This is a genomic window from Pseudomonas sp. 86_A (assembly GCF_017491705.1).
Lineage (GTDB): Bacteria > Pseudomonadota > Gammaproteobacteria > Pseudomonadales > Pseudomonadaceae > Aquipseudomonas > Aquipseudomonas koreensis.
The window spans coordinates 159,171-176,855 of record NZ_JAFGYS010000010.1; the positions used below are offsets into that span (position 1 = coordinate 159,171).

The 17,685-nt window shown below is 61.8% G+C and carries 15 protein-coding genes and 1 other RNA gene; all 16 read right to left on the minus strand.

Annotation, left to right across the window (positions count from 1 at the left end; translation table 11 throughout):
* Positions 1 to 97 precede the first annotated feature (97 nt).
* Positions 98 to 1,294 carry a cell division protein FtsZ gene (gene ftsZ, locus J5M57_RS16875; RefSeq protein WP_025109282.1) on the minus strand — a complete coding sequence of 399 codons (1,197 nt, stop codon included), beginning with the start codon at positions 1,292 to 1,294 and terminating at the stop codon, positions 98 to 100.
* A gap of 67 nt (positions 1,295 to 1,361) precedes the next feature.
* Positions 1,362 to 2,621, minus strand: a complete 1,260-nt coding sequence (gene ftsA, locus J5M57_RS16880) for a cell division protein FtsA (protein ID WP_003228014.1) — start codon at positions 2,619 to 2,621, stop codon at positions 1,362 to 1,364.
* 15 nt (positions 2,622 to 2,636) lie between these two features.
* Positions 2,637 to 3,503, minus strand: coding sequence for a cell division protein FtsQ/DivIB (locus J5M57_RS16885; protein WP_041073143.1), 867 nt, complete (start codon positions 3,501 to 3,503; stop codon positions 2,637 to 2,639).
* 4 nt (positions 3,504 to 3,507) lie between these two features.
* A complete protein-coding gene (locus tag J5M57_RS16890; RefSeq protein WP_127648167.1) occupies positions 3,508 to 4,482 on the minus strand; it encodes a D-alanine--D-alanine ligase in 975 nt (324 codons plus the stop codon).
* Complete coding sequence (gene murC / locus J5M57_RS16895) at positions 4,479 to 5,939, minus strand: UDP-N-acetylmuramate--L-alanine ligase (protein ID WP_025109285.1); 1,461 nt, start codon at positions 5,937 to 5,939, stop codon at positions 4,479 to 4,481. Before murC ends, J5M57_RS16890 begins: the two co-directional genes overlap by 4 nt.
* Positions 5,932 to 7,002 carry an undecaprenyldiphospho-muramoylpentapeptide beta-N-acetylglucosaminyltransferase gene (gene murG / locus J5M57_RS16900; RefSeq protein ID WP_169842413.1) on the minus strand — a complete coding sequence of 357 codons (1,071 nt, stop codon included), beginning with the start codon at positions 7,000 to 7,002 and terminating at the stop codon, positions 5,932 to 5,934. Before murG ends, murC begins: the two co-directional genes overlap by 8 nt.
* On the minus strand, positions 6,992 to 8,203 hold the full coding sequence (ftsW, locus tag J5M57_RS16905) for a putative lipid II flippase FtsW (RefSeq protein ID WP_169842443.1): 1,212 nt from the start codon (positions 8,201 to 8,203) through the stop codon (positions 6,992 to 6,994). The genes murG and ftsW overlap by 11 nt, the downstream gene beginning before the upstream one ends.
* A gap of 2 nt (positions 8,204 to 8,205) precedes the next feature.
* Positions 8,206 to 9,552, minus strand: a complete 1,347-nt coding sequence (gene murD, locus J5M57_RS16910) for a UDP-N-acetylmuramoyl-L-alanine--D-glutamate ligase (RefSeq protein WP_207847871.1) — start codon at positions 9,550 to 9,552, stop codon at positions 8,206 to 8,208.
* A gap of 5 nt (positions 9,553 to 9,557) precedes the next feature.
* On the minus strand, positions 9,558 to 10,640 hold the full coding sequence (mraY, locus tag J5M57_RS16915) for a phospho-N-acetylmuramoyl-pentapeptide-transferase (RefSeq protein ID WP_007961631.1): 1,083 nt from the start codon (positions 10,638 to 10,640) through the stop codon (positions 9,558 to 9,560).
* Positions 10,640 to 12,007, minus strand: a complete 1,368-nt coding sequence (murF, locus tag J5M57_RS16920; RefSeq protein WP_207847870.1) for a UDP-N-acetylmuramoyl-tripeptide--D-alanyl-D-alanine ligase — start codon at positions 12,005 to 12,007, stop codon at positions 10,640 to 10,642. The genes mraY and murF overlap by 1 nt, the downstream gene beginning before the upstream one ends.
* The gene (locus tag J5M57_RS16925; protein ID WP_207847869.1) at positions 12,000 to 13,463 is read right to left on the minus strand and encodes a UDP-N-acetylmuramoyl-L-alanyl-D-glutamate--2,6-diaminopimelate ligase; all 1,464 of its coding nucleotides are present in this window, start codon (positions 13,461 to 13,463) and stop codon (positions 12,000 to 12,002) included. Before J5M57_RS16925 ends, murF begins: the two co-directional genes overlap by 8 nt.
* Positions 13,463 to 15,202 (minus strand): penicillin-binding protein 2, encoded by a 1,740-nt coding sequence (locus J5M57_RS16930; protein WP_169842444.1) that lies wholly within the window; start codon positions 15,200 to 15,202, stop codon positions 13,463 to 13,465. Before J5M57_RS16930 ends, J5M57_RS16925 begins: the two co-directional genes overlap by 1 nt.
* Positions 15,202 to 15,495: a cell division protein FtsL gene (gene ftsL, locus J5M57_RS16935; protein WP_007956777.1), complete on the minus strand. Its 294-nt coding sequence runs from the start codon at positions 15,493 to 15,495 to the stop codon at positions 15,202 to 15,204. The genes J5M57_RS16930 and ftsL overlap by 1 nt, the downstream gene beginning before the upstream one ends.
* The gene (rsmH, locus tag J5M57_RS16940) at positions 15,492 to 16,433 is read right to left on the minus strand and encodes a 16S rRNA (cytosine(1402)-N(4))-methyltransferase RsmH (RefSeq protein WP_151101723.1); all 942 of its coding nucleotides are present in this window, start codon (positions 16,431 to 16,433) and stop codon (positions 15,492 to 15,494) included. The genes ftsL and rsmH overlap by 4 nt, the downstream gene beginning before the upstream one ends.
* A 2-nt stretch (positions 16,434 to 16,435) precedes the next feature.
* Positions 16,436 to 16,891: a division/cell wall cluster transcriptional repressor MraZ gene (gene mraZ, locus J5M57_RS16945; protein WP_003228026.1), complete on the minus strand. Its 456-nt coding sequence runs from the start codon at positions 16,889 to 16,891 to the stop codon at positions 16,436 to 16,438.
* Positions 16,892 to 17,292: 401 nt separating this feature from the next.
* Positions 17,293 to 17,646: RNase P RNA component class A (gene rnpB, locus J5M57_RS16950), an RNA gene on the minus strand.
* Positions 17,647 to 17,685 lie beyond the last annotated feature (39 nt).

A 17,685-nucleotide genomic window follows, 5' to 3' on the forward strand; every position in this document is an offset into this window, starting at 1 on the left:
AGCGCAAATTGCGAACTGGTATCAACAAAGGCTGGCGATAATAGCAGACCGAGCCTTTGCTGAACACCAATCACCGTCATAGCCCTGATACATTCCATCAATCGGCCTGACGACGCAGGAATGCCGGGATGTCCAGGTAATCCAGATCGTCCTGCGGGTTCATCTTCGCGGCAGTCGCAGCACCGGCCTGAGCCTGGTTGCGCATGACGGTCGGACGGTCCAGGTCACGGTAGTTCACCGCCGGAGCTTCCTGACGTGCAGGGGCCGGTTGTTGAACCTGAGCAGCAGCCATGGAGGTATGAACGGTGTTGTCGATGACCTTCACAGGCTTCTCGATTTTCGCGCCCAGACCGGTGGCAACTACCGTCACGTGCAGCTCGTCGCGCATGTCCGGATCGATAACGGTACCGACCTTGACCATCGCGTGCTCGGAAGCGAAGGCTTCGATGATGCTACCCACGTCGGAGTACTCACCCAGGGACAGGTCAGGACCGGCGGTGATGTTCACCAGGATGCCGCGCGCGCCTTGCAGGTTCACGTCTTCCAGCAACGGGTTGCGGATCGCCGCTTCAGTGGCTTCACGTGCACGGTTCGGACCGCTGGCGCAGCCAGTGCCCATCATCGCCATGCCCATTTCGCTCATCACGGTACGCACGTCGGCGAAGTCGACGTTGATCATGCCCGGACGCTTGATGATGTCGGAGATACCGCGCACGGCACCGGCCAGTACATCGTCAGCCTTGGCGAAAGCCGACAGCAGGCTTGCGTCTTTACCGAGGATGGTCAGCAGCTTCTCGTTAGGAATGGTGATCAACGAGTCGACGCTTTCGGAGAGCATGCGGATGCCTTCGTCGGCGATCTGCATACGCTTGCGGCCTTCGAACGGGAACGGACGGGTCACGACCGCAACGGTCAGGATGCCCATTTCCTTGGCCACTTCGGCGATGATCGGCGCAGCACCGGTACCGGTACCACCGCCCATGCCGGTGGTGATGAACACCATGTTGGTGCCGGCCAGCACTTCAGCGATGCGCTCGCGATCTTCCAGCGCAGCCTGACGGCCGACTTCCGGGTTGGCGCCGGCGCCCAGGCCTTTGGTTACGCCGGTGCCCAGTTGCAGGATGGTGCGCGCGCCGATGTTTTTCAGCGCTTGAGCATCGGTGTTGGCGCAGATGAATTCCACGCCTTCGATGTTGCTCTTGACCATGTGATTGACAGCGTTGCCGCCGCCACCGCCAACACCGATAACTTTGATTACCGGGCTTGCGGGGATGTTGTCTACGAGTTCGAACATTTTCCCTCTCCTTACATTCTCTAGTTTTTTCGCCTACTGCTGTTTGTTGCGGTGCTGCGGTAAAGCGTTAGAAGTTGCCTTGAACCCACTTCTTCAATCGGTCCAGCAACGGCGCCTGTGGCTCATCGTTGCTGTAGCTGTCGCGGCTGCCGATGCCCGAGAACGAGATCCCGTCGGACTGCTTCTGCAGGCCATACATCAACAAACCAACGCCAGTGGAATAAATCGGATTACGCACCACGTCATCCAGGCCCTTCACGCCGTGCGGCACGCCCAGGCGCACCGGCATGTGGAAGATTTCTTCGGCCAGCTCGGTGGCGCCTTCCATCTTCGACGTACCGCCGGTCAGGACGATGCCCGCCGGGATCAGGTCTTCGTAGCCGCTGCGACGCAGCTCGGCCTGGATCAGGGTGAACAGTTCGTCGTAACGCGGCTCGACCACTTCGGCCAGGGCCTGACGCGACAGTTCGCGCGGTGGACGGTCGCCCACGCTCGGCACCTTGATGGTCTCGCCGGCACCGGCCAGTTTGGCCAGGGCACAGGCGTAGCGAATCTTGATCTCTTCGGCGTACTGGGTCGGGGTGCGCAACGCCATCGCGATGTCGTTGGTCACCTGATCACCGGCAATCGGGATCACCGCGGTGTGGCGGATCGCGCCTTCGGTGAAGATCGCGATGTCGGTGGTGCCGCCGCCGATGTCGACCAGGCACACGCCCAGCTCTTTTTCGTCGTCGGTCAGCACCGAGTAGGCCGAGGCCAGTTGCTCGAGAATGATGTCGTCGATTTCCAGACCGCAGCGGCGCACGCATTTTTCAATGTTCTGTGCGGCGTTGACGGCGCAGGTGACCACGTGAACCTTGGCTTCCAGACGTACGCCGGACATGCCCAGTGGCTCGCGAACGCCTTCCTGGTTATCGATCACGTAATCCTGCGGCAGGGTGTGCAGCACGCGCTGGTCAGCCGGGATCGCCACGGCCTGGGCGGCATCGAGCACACGCTCAAGGTCAGCCGAGCTGACTTCGCGATCACGAATCGCCACGATGCCGTGGGAGTTCAGGCTGCGGATGTGATTGCCGGCCACGCCGACGAACGCCGAGTGAATGCGGCAGCCCGCCATCAGTTGGGCTTCTTCGATCGCGCGCTGGATCGATTGCACGGTGGATTCGATGTTCACCACAACGCCCTTCTTCAGGCCGCGGGACGGGTGAGTACCGATACCGACGATTTCCAGCGTGCCGTCGTCCGCGACCTCGCCTACCAGCGCCACCACCTTGGAGGTGCCGATATCCAGACCGACGATCATTTTGCCGCTTTGCACGTTTGCCATGGGTCCTGCCTCTTCTTAATTCTTTGCGACAGCGGGTTGGGCTGTCGTCGGCGCTACTGGTTCCCGCCAGCCAACAGCAAGGCCGTTGGCGTAGCGCAGATCGATGCGCGCAATGTTCGTAATCTGGTCTTTAAGCGTCTTGTCATAGATGGCAATGAAGCGGCGCATCTTTTCCACCAGGTTGCCGCGTCCCAGCAGCAACTCGATGCCGGGGCCGGAACTGCCGGCACCGGTAGTCAGGAACCAGCTGCCGCGTTCACGCAATTCCAGGCGTGCAATCGAGAAGCCCAGCGGCCTGAGCATCTGGCTCAGCACCTGGTATTGCTGCATCACCTGCTGCTGGGCCCGTTGTGGACCGAACAGCTGTGGCAGGTGTTCGTAGTTCGCCAGTTCCTTGGGCGTGAACGCCTGGCCCTGGTTGTTCAGCAGCGACTCGTCGCCCCAACGGGCCACTGGCAGTTGCTCTTCGAGGCGGATCACCACCTGGTCCGGCCACACCCGGCGGACTTCGGCGTGGGCAATCCAGGGCATCTGCTCAAGCTCGGTGCGCATGCCGGCCAGGTCGATGGTGAAGAAGCTGGACGCCACGTACGGGGCGATTCGCTGCTGCACCGCCTGCTGGCTGATGTAGCTCAGGTCACCCTGCACCGCGATCTTGGTGATCGGCCGGTCGGCGTACGGCAGCAAACGCTGCGCGCCTTCGTAAGTACCGAACCCCAGCGCCACCAGCAGCACCGGCCAGAACAGGCTTTTCAGAAAGCCGAAATTGGCTTTCGGCAGGCGCGCAGACATCGGCTCTTTGGCCACCATTCGGCTGGCACCCCGCGGCACCGGCTTGCGGCCGGGTGCGGGGGGCTGATGTCTGAGCTGAGCGCCTTGCATGGTCTTAACCTCGCGCCTCTTTATTACCGGAGCCTTCAACACTGGCGGCCAGAATGGCCAGGACCAGTTGCTGGAAATCCAGACCGGCAGCACGGGCCGCCATCGGCACCAGGCTGTGATCGGTCATGCCCGGTGCGGTGTTCACTTCAAGGAACCAGAACTGCCCGTCGGCGTCCTGCATCACGTCCGCCCTGCCCCAACCGGCAATACCCAGCGCCTCACAGGCCTTGGCCGTGAGATCCATGAGTTCCTGTTCCTTGGCGGCATCCAGCCCGCACGGAATGCGGTACTGGGTATCGTTGGCGATGTACTTGGCGTCGTAGTCGTAGAACGTGTGCGGTGTACCCAGGGCGATAGGAGGCAACACCTGGTCACGCAGGGTGGCGATGGTGAACTCCGGACCTTGAATCCATTGCTCCACCAAGACTTGCGAATCGTAGGTACTGGCCGCTTTCCATGCGTCGATCAACTCGGACGCAGAACTCACTTTGGCCATCCCGATACTTGAACCTTCATGCGCCGGTTTGACGATCAAAGGGAAGCCCAGTTCCGTCGCCGCCGAAATACAATCGGCTTCGCTGCACAGCACGGCGTGACGCGGCGTCGGAATCCCGAGGCTGTGCCAGACCTGCTTGGTGCGCAGTTTGTCCATCGCCAGTGCCGAGGCCAGAATGCCGCTGCCGGTGTACGGAATGCCGGCGCATTCGAGCAGGCCCTGCATGGAGCCGTCTTCACCGCCACGACCGTGGAGGATGATGAACGCACGGTCGATCTTTTCATTCAGCAGACGCTGCAGAAAATCCTCGCCGACGTCGATCCCGAACGCGTCCACACCGGCGCTTTGCAGCGCGTCGAGCACGGCGTTACCGGACTTCAGCGAAACCTCACGCTCGGCACTCATGCCACCGAAGAGCACGGCGACGCGGCCGAAGTCTTTCGGCGCAATGGTGGAGAACAGGTTGGCGTAGGCAGCAGTCATTTCAACTTCCCCTCGACCGACGCGGCCACGGCGCCGGCGAACAATTCACTTTTCAACAGCTTCGGCGCGAGACCGCCGATATCACCGGCGCCCTGGCACAGCAGAATGTCGCCGGCACGCAGCAGCGGCTTGACCAGCGGCGCCAGATCGACACCACGCTCGATGTAGATCGGGTCGAGTTGACCGCGCTGACGGATGCTGTTGCACAGCTTGCGGCTGTCGGCGCCCGGAATCGGCTCTTCGCCAGCCGGATAGACTTCCATCAGCAACAGCACGTTGGCGTCGGCCAGTACATTGACGAAATCGTCGTACAGGTCGCGGGTGCGGCTGTAACGGTGCGGCTGGTAAACCATCACCAGTCGGCGCTCCGGCCAGCCACCGCGCACGGCTTTGATAACAGCGGCAACTTCGGTCGGGTGGTGACCGTAGTCGTCGACCAGCATCACGTTGCCGCCGTCCACCGGCAATTCGCCGTAGACCTGGAAGCGTCGGCCCACGCCCTGGAACCCGGACAGGCCCTGGACGATGGCTTCATCGCTGACGCCTTCGTCGGACGCGATGCAAATGGTCGCCAGCGAGTTGAGCACGTTGTGGTTGCCCGGCATGTTCACCGACACATCCAGCGGCTCGCGGTCAGGGCGCAGCACCGTGAAGAAGGTCTGCATGCCTTGCTGGCGCACATTGATCGCGCGCACGTCAGCGTCTTCGCTGAAGCCGTAGGTCACGGTCGGACGTTTGACCAGCGGCAGGATTTCACGCACCACCGGGTCGTCCAGGCACATCACCGCCAGACCGTAGAACGGCAGGTTGTGCAGGAACTCGACAAAGGTTTTCTTCAGTTTGTTGAAGTCACCGTCGTAGGTCGCCATGTGGTCGGCGTCGATGTTGGTCACCACCGCCACCAGCGGTTGCAGGTGCAGGAAACTCGCGTCGCTTTCGTCCGCTTCGGCAATCAGGTAGCGGCTGGTGCCGAGCTGGGCATTGGTACCCGCCGCATTCAGACGGCCACCGATGACGAAGGTCGGGTCCAGGCCACCGGCCGCGAACACCGAAGCGATCAGGCTGGTGGTGGTGGTTTTGCCGTGGGTACCGGCGACGGCGATGCCGTGGCGATAGCGCATCAGCTCGGCGAGCATTTCGGCACGCGGCACCACCGGAATGCGGCGCTCCAGCGCGGTCGCCACTTCCGGGTTGGAGGTGTTGACGGCGCTCGAGACCACCAGCACATCGGCGGTCGCGGCGTTCTCGGCGCGGTGGCCGATATAAATGTGCGCACCGAACGATTCCAGGCGCTCGGTCACCGGCGACGCTTTCAGGTCGGAACCGGATACTTCATAGCCCAGGTTCAACAACACTTCAGCGATACCGCACATGCCCACGCCGCCGATACCGACGAAGTGGATGCGACGGATGCGGCGCATTTCCGGTTGTGGCATGGCTTTCTGATTCTCAACCATGGGCCACCTCCAGGCAGGTATCGACCACGCTACGGGTGGCATCGGGTTTGGCCAGACGGCGGGCCGCTTGGGCCATTTCTTCGAGTCGTTGCGGTTGCATCAAGACCTCTGTCAGGCGCGCGGCAAGGTCCGCGGCACCAGTCGTTCTTTGCGGCATCAGGAAGGCAGCGCCTTCACGGGCCAAATAATCGGCGTTGCGGGTCTGGTGATCGTCGATCGCGTGGGGCAAAGGCACCAGCATCGAGGGCAGACCGACGGCAGCCAGCTCACTGATGGTCAGCGCGCCAGCGCGGCACACCACCAGGTCAGCCCAGCCATAGGCCTGGGCCATGTCTTTGATGAACGGCTGCACCTGCGCATCCACGCCGGCGGCGCGATAGCGCTCTGCAGTCACTTCATCGTGGTTTTTGCCGGCCTGATGAAACACTTCCGGACGCAAATCGACAGCGACTTGCGCCAGGGCTTCAGGCAGCAACTTGTTCAACGGTTCTGCGCCCAGGCTTCCGCCCAGGATCAGCAAACGCGCTTTGCGGCCGGCCAGAGCAGGTCGCGATGTTTCGAGGAACAGCTCGCTGCGCACCGGATTTCCGGTGGTACGGCGGGTGTCCGACAGAGTAAAGGTGTCGGGGAACGCTTCACACACCCGGGCGGCGAACGGCACCAACAACCGATTGGCGGTGCCGGCCACGGCGTTCTGCTCGTGAACGATCACCGGCACACCAGCCAGTTTGGCGGCGATACCACCAGGACCGGTCACATAACCACCGAAGCCGACCACACACACCGGACGCAGTTTGCGAATCACCGCCCGCGCCTGCCACACCGACTTGAGCAGCATGAACGGTGCCTTGAGCAGCGACAGCTTGCCCTTGCCACGCAAACCCGTGGCATTGATGCGGTGCAGTTCAAGACCTGCAGCCGGCACCAGATCGTTTTCGATCCCGCGTGGTGTGCCGAGCCAGTGCACGGTATAGCCGCGCGCCTGAAATTCGCGGGCACAGGACAGCGCCGGGAACACGTGGCCGCCGGTACCGCCGGCCATGATCAATACGTTAGCGCCCATGATTCGGCTCCTCGGCGAAGTCGCTCTCATGGAATTCCATCTCTTCACTGCCCAGGTGGGTTCGACTCTCCCACTCGATCCTCAGCAACAAACCGAGGCAGGCGCAGCAGATCACCAGGGAACTGCCGCCATAACTGAGGAACGGCAGGGTCAGGCCCTTGGTCGGCAGCAGGCCGACGTTCACTCCGATGTTGATCAGGAACTGACCAATCCACAGGAACGACAGACCGTAGGCCACATAAGCAGCGAAGAACTGCTTGGCTTTCTCGGCCCACAGACCGATGTACATGCCGCGGATACATACGAAAACGAACAGCGCCACGGTGCACAGCGAACCGACGGCGCCCAGCTCTTCGGCCAGCACCGAGAACACGAAGTCGGTGTGCGCTTCAGGCAGGTAGAACTGCTTTTGCACGCTGTTGCCCAGGCCGACGCCCAGCCACTCACCACGACCGAAGGCAATCAACGCCTGCGACAACTGATAGCCGGCGCCGAACTGGTCGGCCCACGGGTCGGCGAAGTTGGTCAGACGCGCCATCCGGTACGGCTGCATCTGAATCAACAAGACCACGGCCCCGACCGCCAGCACCACCATCAGCGAGAAGCGGAACAACCCGACCCCGCCGAGGAACAGCATGGCCGCTGCAGCCCCCATCATCACGACGGTGGCACCGAAGTCCGGCTCCATCAGCAACAGACCCGCCATCGGCAGCAGCACGATGAACGGCTTGAAGAAGCCCATCCAGCTCTCGCGCACTTCTTTCTGGCGCCGCACCAGATAACCGGCGAGGTAGATCACCACGAACACCTTGGCGATCTCGGACGGCTGCACGTTGAAGAAGCTGAAACCGATCCAGCGCATCGAACCGTTCACTTCACGGCCGATCCCGGGAACGATCACCATCACCAGCAGACCGAATGCGCCGATCAGCATCATCCAGCCCAGACGCTGCCAGGTGGCGATCGGAATCATCATGGTGACGATGCAGGCACCCAGGCCCAACGCCACGTAGATCAGGTGGCGAATCATGTAGTACAGCGCGCTGCCCGACTGCGCCGCCGCCACTTCGGTGGATGCCGAGGCAATCATGATCAGGCCCAGGCCCAGCAGCGCCAGGCAGCCGGCGAGCATCGGGAAATCGAGGTCGATGCCACGGCCGGTGATGATCGGCGACGGGTACGGCTTGATGATATTGCGCAGGCTCATGCCAGATCCTCCACGGCGCGGACGAACTGGTGACCACGGTCTTCGTAATTCTTGAACATGTCGAAACTGGCGCAGGCCGGCGACAGCAGCACCACGTCACCGGGTTGGGCGACCGCGCGGCACTGCTCGACAGCGTCGACCAACGACGTGGCGCGAATCAGCGGTACGGCGTCGCCGATGGCAGCACCGATCTTGTCGGAGTCGCGCCCCATCAGGATCACGGCGCGGCAGTTGGCCGCCACCGGAGCACGCAGGTCGTTGAACTCGGCGCCCTTGCCGTCGCCACCGGCGATCAGAATGACCTTGCCATCGATATCCGCACCCAGGCCTTCGATGGCCGCGAGGGCCGCACCAACGTTGGTGGCTTTGGAATCATTGTAGTAATCGACGCCGTTCAGATCCCGCACCCACTGGCAGCGGTGTTCGAGGCCGGTGAAGTTGCGCAACGCCGAAAGCATGGCGTCGAACGGCAGGCCGACCGCATGACCGAGCGCCAGCGCCGCGAGGGCGTTGGACTGGTTATGCGCGCCGCGCACTTTCAGTTCGCGCACCGGCATCAGGTTCTGGAATTCAAAGGCCAGGTATTTCTCCCCGCCCTCTTCACGCAGACCGAATGCCTTGAAATCTGGTTTGTTCAGGCCGAAGGTCCAGCACGGCTGGCCCTCGCCAATCAGCGGACGGCTGAGTGCGTCCTGGCGGTTGACCACAAACTGCTTCGCCCCACGGAAGATCCGGTGCTTGGCCAAGTGGTAAGCCGGCAGGCCGCTGTAGCGGTCCATGTGGTCTTCGCTGATGTTCAGTACGGTGGCCACTTCGGCGTTGAGCTGGTCGGTGGTTTCCAGCTGGAAGCTCGACAGCTCCATCACGTACAGTTCGATGTCGTCGCTGAGCAAGTCCAACGCCGGCGTCCCGAGGTTGCCGCCCACCGCGACGCGTTTGCCGGCCGCAGCCGCCATCTCGCCGACCAGGGTGGTGACGGTGCTTTTCGCGTTGGAGCCGGTGATGGCCACGATCGGCGCCCGCGCGTTACGCGCGAACAGCTCGATGTCGCCGGACATCTTCACGCCACGGGCCGCGGCGGCTTGCAGGGCCGGGGTCGCCAGCGCCAGACCGGGGCTCACGTAGAGCTCGTCGGCACGGCACAGGAATTCGACGTCCAGCTCGCCACAACGCACTTCCACGTGCGGATAGTCACGCTTGAGCGTGACCAGTTCCGGTGGATTGTCCCGCGTATCGGCGACGGCAAACGACACGCCCCGGTTCGCCAGGAAGCGAACCAGGGACATGCCGCTCTTGCCGAGGCCGACAACGATGCGGAAGTGGTCAGAAGCGATCAGAGACACTCGTTCTACCTCAGCTTCAGGGTGGCAAGGCCGATCAGCACGAGAATCACGGTGATGATCCAGAAACGGACGATCACGCGTGGCTCGGGCCAGCCCTTGAGTTCAAAGTGGTGATGGATCGGTGCCATGCGGAACACACGGCGCCCGGTCATTTTGAAAGAAGCAACCTGGATCACCACGGACAGGGTTTCCATCACGAACACACCGCCCATGATGAACAGCACGATTTCCTGACGCACGATCACCGCGATAGTGCCCAGTGCCGCGCCAAGTGCCAGAGCACCGACGTCGCCCATGAACACTTGCGCCGGGTAGGTGTTGAACCAGAGGAATCCGAGGCCGGCACCGATCAGTGCGCCGCAGAACACGATCAGTTCACCCGCGCCCGGCACGTAAGGGATCAACAGGTATTCGGCGAATTTCACGTTACCCGACAGGTAGCAGAAAATGCCCAGACCGCCGCCGACCATGACGGTTGGCATGATCGCCAGACCATCGAGGCCGTCGGTGAGGTTGACCGCGTTACTCGAACCGACGATCACGAAGTAGGTCAGCACGATGAAACCGGCGCCCAGCGGAATGCTGTAGTCCTTGAGCATCGGCAGGATCAGCGTGGTTTCGACCGGCGTGGTGGCGGTCATATAAAGGAAGATTGCCGCGCCCAGGCCGAACACCGACTGCCAGAAATACTTCCAGCGGCTCGGCAAGCCACGGGAGTTCTTTTCGATGACCTTGCGGTAGTCGTCGACCCAGCCGATGGCGCCGAACAGCAGGGTCACCAGCAGCACGACCCACACGTAGCGGTTGCTCAGGTCAGCCCACAGCAGGGTGCTGACACCGATGGAGGACAGAATCAGTGCGCCGCCCATGGTCGGCGTACCCGACTTGGACAGGTGCGATTGCGGGCCGTCATTACGCACGGACTGGCCGATCTGACGGTTCTGCAGAGTGCGGATCATCCACGGGCCATAGCACAGCGACAAAACCAGCGCGGTCAGCACACCGAGGATCCCGCGCAGGGTCAGGTACTGGAAGACCGCGAAGCCTTTGTAGAACTGTTGCAGATACTCCGCTAGCAGCAGCAGCATTAATGTTTCTCCAGACTGGACCCGCACAGAGCCGCAACGATGTTTTCCATCGCTGCACTGCGCGAACCCTTGATCAAAATGGTGGTGTTTGTGTCCTGCTCGGCGTCGAGGGCCTGGATCAGTTCGGCTTGCGTGCCGAAGTGATGCGCCTCTTTACCGAATGCGTTCACGGCGTGAACCATGTTCGGTCCGACCGCGTAAAGCGCGGAAACCTTGCCCCGGGCGTATTCGCCCACGTCGCGGTGCCCCTGCTCCGCCCAATCGCCCAACTCGCCGATATCTCCGAGCACCAGGACGGTGCGGCCGGAAAAGCCGGCGAGTATATCAACGGCAGCGCACATGGAGGTGGGGTTTGCGTTGTAAGTGTCATCGATCACGCGCATGCCGTTCTTCGCCAGTTGCGCGACGGTGCGACCCTTGACCGGTTGCACGGCGCCAAGTCCGGTGGCAATGCCGAACAGCGACACGCCCAAGGCGTGAGCAGCAGCGGCGGCAGCCATGGCATTGGCGACGTTATGGGTGCCGAGCAGGTTCAACTGAACATGTTCGACCCCTTCAGGTGTATGCAGGTTGAAGGCCGGGCAACCCCGAGCGTCGGTGCTCAGGTCGCTGGCGTAGAAATCTGCCTGAGGATTGCTCAGGGCGAAGGTCATCACCTTGCGTGCGCCGGCGCGGGTCTTCCAGATACCGAAGGCCTTGTCGTCGAGGTTCAGCACGGCAACGCCATCCGCCGCCAGACCGTCGATGATCTCGCCTTTGGCCTCGACGATTTTTTCCGGGCCGCCGAATTCACCGACGTGGGCGGTGCCGGCATTGTTCAGAATCGCCACGTGCGGCTTGGTCAGCCCCACGGTGTAGGCGATTTCGCCCAGGCGCGAAGCGCCCAGTTCGATCACGGCCGCCGTGTGTTCCGGGGCCAGTTCGAGCAAGGTCAGCGGAGCGCCAAGGTCGTTGTTCAGGTTGCCGCGAGTGGCGAGTACAGCGCCGCGAGTGCGCAGGATGCTGGCGAGCATTTCCTTGACGGTGGTCTTGCCACTGGAGCCGGTGATGGCCGCGACCGGCTGAGTAAAGGCGGCACGGTTCAACGCCCCCAACTGCCCAAGGGCCTGACGGGTGTCCTTGACCAGCAGCTGCGGCAAGGTGCTGGCCGGCACTTCGCGTTCGACCAGCGCAGCGACCGCGCCTTTGCCGGCAACCTCGTTCAGGTAGTCATGACCGTCGAAACGCGGACCGGTCAGGGCAATAAACAGCTGGCCGGGCTTGATCGCGCGGCTGTCGATGCTGACGCCGTCGAAGCTGGCATCGCCGCTGATCAGCCGTGCGTCGAGCACGTTGGTCAGTTCGCTCAACGTCAGGGCCTTAAGCATGGGCCACCTCCCATGCAGTGAGGGCATGATCGGCTTCGACCAGGTCGGAGAACGCGTGGCGCTCGCCGTTGATTTCCTGATAGTCCTCGTGACCTTTGCCGGCCAGGACAATCACGTCATCCGCCGAAGCACTGGCGATCAGTTGGGCAATCGCCTGACCACGGCCGGCAACAAAGGTGACTTTATCCACAGCGGTGAAGCCCGCGCGGATGTCGTCGAAAATCTGCGCCGGATCTTCCGTGCGCGGGTTGTCATCGGTGACCAGCACGCTGTCAGCCAGACGCTCGACCACTTCGGCCATCAGCGGACGCTTGCCGCGATCGCGATCACCGCCGCAGCCGAACAGGCACAGCAATTGACCTTTGACGTGCGGACGCAGCGCGGTCAGCACTTTTTCCAGGGCATCCGGGGTGTGGGCGTAATCGACCACCACCAGCGGCTGAGTCCCGCCACCCAGACGCTGCATGCGTCCGGCCGGGCCTTCGAGCTTTGGCAGCACCTTGAGAATTTCGTCGAGGGCATAGTCCAGACCGAGCAACGCGCCGACGGCGGCCAGCACGTTGCTCAGGTTGAAGCGGCCGAGCAGTGTGCTGCGCAGATGGTGCTCGCCTTGTGGCGTGACCAGCGTGGCGCGCACGCCGTGGTCATCGAACTGCGCTTCACGGCAATACAGGTAGGCGCTGCTGTCGAGCAGGCTGTAGCTGATCAAACGCGACTCGCACTTTTGCGCGGCCAGTTGCCGGCCGAAATCGTCGTCGAGGTTGACCACGCGGCACTTCAAGTCATTCCAGGCGAACAGCTTGGCCTTGGCCTCGGCGTACGCCTCCATGGTGCCGTGATAATCCAGGTGATCGCGGGACAGGTTGGTCATCACCGCCACGTCGAACGCCAACGCGGTGACCCGGCCCTGATCCAGACCATGGGATGAGACTTCCATGGCCACGGCTTTGGCCCCGGCCTTTTTCAGGTCGGCCAGGGTCGCTTGTACGGCAATCGGATTCGGTGTGGTGTGCAGGCCGCTTTCCAGCGCGCCATAGAAGCCCGAGCCCAGCGTGCCGACGATGCCGCAGTGCTGGCCGAGCAGATCCAGAGCCTGCGCGACCAGCTGGGTCACGCTGGTCTTGCCGTTGGTGCCGGTCACGCCAATCAGGTTCAGGTGATGGCTCGGTTCGCCGTAGAAACGTCCGGCGATGTCGGACAGCTGCGCCGCCAGGCCCTTGACCGGAATCAACGGTACTTCAGTGATCGGCAGCACAGTGGCGCCTTCCACTTCATAAGCCACTGCCGCGGCGCCGCGCTGCAAGGCGTCGGCGATGTGCGCACGGCCATCGAATTTGCCGCCCGGCACGGCGAGGAACAGATCACCCGCGCGAACGTTGCGGCTATCGAGCGCCAATTCACGGATCAACAGATCGTGGCCGGCGTGGGGGAATATCTTGTTCAGACTTAATGACATCAGCCGCGCCCTCCATTGGCTTTCAGCGGAACGGCCGGGGTAGCGTTGGCCTGTTGGGTGGTCGGCAGGTTATCCGGGGTCACGTTCATCAGACGCAGGGTGCCGGACATCACACGGCTGAACACCGGCGCCGATACCAGACCACCGAAGTAACCGGCTTTGGACGGTTCATCGATCACCACCACGATGGCGTAACGCGGATCGCTCATCGGCCCGAAGCCGGCGAACAGCGAACGGTAGGAGTTTTCGGCGTAGCCCTTGGTGCCTACCGACGTTTTACGTGCAGTACCGGACTTGCCCGCCACGTGATACGCCGGCACCTGCGCACGGAACACGCCGCGCGGTGCTTCGATCACTTGCTGCAGCATGCCCTGCATGGTTTTCGCGACGGCTTCAGGCAGCACCTGGGTCGTCTGCGGCGGCTTGTCGGTTTTGATCAGGGTCAGCGGTGCCAGACGACCGTTGTTGGCCAGCGCCGAGAACGCGTGCACGAGCTGAATCGCGGTCACGGAAATACCGTAGCCGTAAGACAGAGTCGCGGTTTCAGCCTTGCGCCAGTCGCGGTAGTTCGGCAGGTTGCCGACGCGCTCGCCGGGGAAGCCGAGGCCGGTGTCCTGGCCCAGACCGACTTTTTGCGCGAGACGGTAAATGGTCTCACCGCCAATATCGAACGCGACCTTACTCATGCCGACGTTACTGGAGTTGATCAGAATCCCGGTCATGTCCAGCACCGGGCCTTCGGTCTTCGAAACGTCCTTGATGGTGTATTTGCCGATCTGCAGGGAGCCCGGATACACCTCGACGGTGTCAGTCGGTTTCCAGCGGCCGGACTCGATGGCAGCGCTCATCGAGATCGCTTTCATGGTCGAACCCGGTTCGAACACGTCGATCATCGCGCGGTTACGCATCATCGCCGGCTGCAGGTTGCGACGGTTGTTCGGGTTGTAGGTCGGCTGGTTGACCATGGCGAGGATCTCACCGGTCTTCACGTCCATGATCACCAGGCTGCCGGCCTTGGCGCCGTTCTCGATGATCGCGTTGCGCAGCTCGCGGTTGGCCAGGTATTGCAGGCGCAGGTCAATCGACAACGCCAAGGGCTTGCCGGCCTTGGCGTTCTTGGTGACCTGGACATCCTTGATCAGCCGACCGCGCCGATCCTTGATGACCTGCCGTTTGCCCGGCACCCCGGCCAGCCATTCGTCGTAGGCCAGCTCGACGCCTTCGCGCCCGTGGTCATCAATGTCGGTAAAGCCGACCATGTGCGCGGTGACTTCACCGGCTGGATAGAAGCGACGGAATTCTTCGATGCCATAAACGCCCGGCACTTTCAGGTCGAGCACGGCCTGGCCCTGCTCGGGGGTCAGCCCGCGCACCAGGTAAATGAATTCTTTGTTGGCCTGGGCTTCAAGGCGTTCGGCCAGGGCTTTCGGGTCCTGCCCCAGCGCTGCCGCCAGTGCTGGCCACTTCTCTTTGGCCGTCTGCATTTCCTTGGCATTGGCCCACAGCGTCGTCACCGGGGTACTCACGGCCAAAGGCTCGCCGTTACGGTCAGTGATCAGACCACGGTGCGCCGGAATCGGGATGTGACGGAGACTGCGCGCGTCGCCCTGCCCCTTGAGGAAGTCACGATCGACCACTTGCAGGTCGATGATGCGCCAGCAGATTGCCGCGACCATGACGCCGAGCAGCGCCACCATCAAGCGGAAGCGCCACGGGAAGAGTGCCCCTTCGAGTTTCATCATGGCGCCACCATCTTCACGTCAGCCGCGCCAGGAATGTGCATTTTCAATTGTTCGGTGGCCAGCACTTCGATGCGGCTGTGCGCGGTCCAGGTGCTTTGCTCGAGAATCAGGCGCCCCCATTCGGCCTGCGCTTTGTCGCGCACGCTGAGTTCGTTGTACAGGGTGTTTAGCAACTGCCGATTCCAGTGCGCGCTGTAAGACACGCCGATGGCCGACACGAGCACGCCGATAAAAAGCAGCAGCATGAAAAAGCTGCCGCCCGGCAGGGGCTTGGCGAAAAGCTTGCTCACCGCAACTTCTCCGCGACACGCATGACGGCGCTACGGGAACGTGGGTTGGCTTTGAGTTCGGCATCGGAGGCCGTCTGCGCTTTGCCATGGACTTTGATTTTCGGTTCGAACGCCACGTGGCGAACCGGCAGGTTGCGCGGCAGGTTGTCGGCTTCGCCTTTCACCAGCTTGCGCATGAACAGTTTGACGATGCGGTCTTCCAGCGAGTGGAAGCTGATGACCACCAGACGGCCACCCACTTCCAGTGCATCCAGTGCAGCTTCGAGGCCGGTTTCCAGATCGCCCAGTTCGTTGTTGACGTGAATGCGCAAACCCTGGAACGCACGGGTCGCCGGGTTCTTGCCCTTCTCCCACGCCGGGTTGGCGACTTTCAACACTTCAGCCAGGTCGGCCGTGCGCTCGAACGGCTTGATGTCGCGGCGCTCGGCCACGGCACGAGCCATACGGCCGGAGAAACGTTCTTCACCGTATTCCTTGAACACCCGGGCGATTTCTTCCACCGGCGCGGTGTTGACGAATTCGGCGGCGCTGATGCCACGCGAAGGATCCATGCGCATGTCCAGCGGACCGTCGTTGAGGAAGCTGAAGCCGCGCTCGGCATCGTCGAGCTGCGGCGACGACACGCCCAAATCCAGCAGGATGCCGCTGACCTTGCCGGCCAGACCGCGTTCGGCGACTTCCGAACCCAGCTCGGCAAAGCTGCGCTGCACAACGACAAAGCGGCCGTCTTCGGCCGCTAGCGTTTGCCCGGTGGCAATCGCTTGTGGATCTTTGTCGAATCCGATGAGCCGACCGTCCGGCCCGAGCTGGCTGAGGATCAGCCGGCTGTGCCCGCCGCGTCCGAACGTACCGTCCAGATAGCAGCCATCAGGACGTACGGCGAGAGCCTCGACGGCTTCGTCAAGCAGTACGGTGATGTGGTTAAAGCCGCTATCAATAGTCACAGGATCAAATCACGCAGTTCGTCAGGCATGGCGCCCGGTTGTTGAATAGCAGCAAGGTCAGCGGCAGACACCGCGTTCCATGCATCCTCGTCCCACAATTGGAACTTGTTCAGTTGGCCCACCAGCATCGCTTTCTTATCAAGCTTTGCGTATTCGCGCAGACGCGGTGGAACCAGAAAACGACCACTGCCATCGAGTTCGAGGTCGACGGCATTACCAATCAATAAACGTTGCAGACGACGGTTCTCTTCGCGGAGCGAAGGGAGCGCGCGCAACTTGGTTTCAATAATTTCCCACTCGTCGAGCGGGTAGACACACAGGCATGGATCAACGGCATCAATGGTCACGATCAATTGACCGGAACTACGCGAAACGAGCTCGTCACGGTACCGGCTCGGCATGGCGAGACGGCCCTTTGCATCGAGACTGATAGCGTTAGCTCCGCGAAACACGTCAGCGTTTCTCCAATTTTTATCGTTTTGAGCTCAAAAAACCCACTTCATGCCACTTTCCGCCACTTGCGCACACTATAGGAATGCGCCCACCACACCGTCAAGGCGCGGATTAAAGGAAAACCCTTACAGAACGGAGATTTAGGAGCTTAAAAGGAGGGGTAACGAGAATCTGGCGGATACTTTTGACCAATAACTTGATGCAGCACTGATAGCTGCGCTCGGAAGTTAAAGTAATTTGTTAAGAGTAAGATTTTTTCGGTATTACAAAAGCGCTTCTGCTGTTGATTGAAGCAGGTGGGAAATGGCTATTACCACAAACGCCGCTGCCGAACTTTCAGAGCAGGCCTGCTGATATTACACAGCCCTGATGCCTTTGTTTCAAGCAGGGAAAGAAAAAGGTGGAGAGTCGATCTGTAAGCCGGGTTCTGTCTTGAACAGTCATTCGTCTACGATGGCCATCACTGGACATCTTTAGCAACCTACCCGGTCCCAGCGCGGGCCACGCCTTGGGACCCTATTTGGTCTTGCTCCAAGTGGGGTTTACCTAGCCACGAACTGTTGCCAGACGTGCGGTGCGCTCTTACCGCACCTTTTCACCCTTACCGGCGCCGAAGCGCTTAGGCGGTTATTTTCTGTGGCACTTTCCGTAGGCTCACGCCTCCCAGGCATTACCTGGCACTTCGCCCTATGGAGCCCGGACTTTCCTCCCCCCCCTAATTTTCATAGGGGGCAGCGACTGTCCGATCGACTCTCCGCCGCGCAGGTTAACGGCAGAGCGCCCGAAGAACAAG

Bases quoted from the DNA above. Each gene is read 5' to 3' on its own strand.
- J5M57_RS16890 (WP_127648167.1), bottom strand. From the start codon at position 4,482: ATGACTGCTGCCTACGCCAACCTGTTCTCCACCATTGCGCCGAAAGAC.
- mraY (WP_007961631.1), bottom strand. From the start codon at position 10,640: ATGCTGCTGCTGCTAGCGGAGTATCTGCAACAGTTCTACAAAGGCTTC.
- J5M57_RS16925 (WP_207847869.1), bottom strand. From the start codon at position 13,463: ATGTCATTAAGTCTGAACAAGATATTCCCCCACGCCGGCCACGATCTG.
- murG (WP_169842413.1), bottom strand. From the start codon at position 7,002: ATGGGCGCTAACGTATTGATCATGGCCGGCGGTACCGGCGGCCACGTG.
- J5M57_RS16930 (WP_169842444.1), bottom strand. From the start codon at position 15,202: ATGAAACTCGAAGGGGCACTCTTCCCGTGGCGCTTCCGCTTGATGGTG.
- murC (WP_025109285.1), bottom strand. From the start codon at position 5,939: ATGGTTGAGAATCAGAAAGCCATGCCACAACCGGAAATGCGCCGCATC.
- J5M57_RS16885 (WP_041073143.1), bottom strand. From the start codon at position 3,503: ATGCAAGGCGCTCAGCTCAGACATCAGCCCCCCGCACCCGGCCGCAAG.
- ftsZ (WP_025109282.1), bottom strand. From the start codon at position 1,294: ATGTTCGAACTCGTAGACAACATCCCCGCAAGCCCGGTAATCAAAGTT.
- ftsA (WP_003228014.1), bottom strand. From the start codon at position 2,621: ATGGCAAACGTGCAAAGCGGCAAAATGATCGTCGGTCTGGATATCGGC.
- murF (WP_207847870.1), bottom strand. From the start codon at position 12,007: ATGCTTAAGGCCCTGACGTTGAGCGAACTGACCAACGTGCTCGACGCA.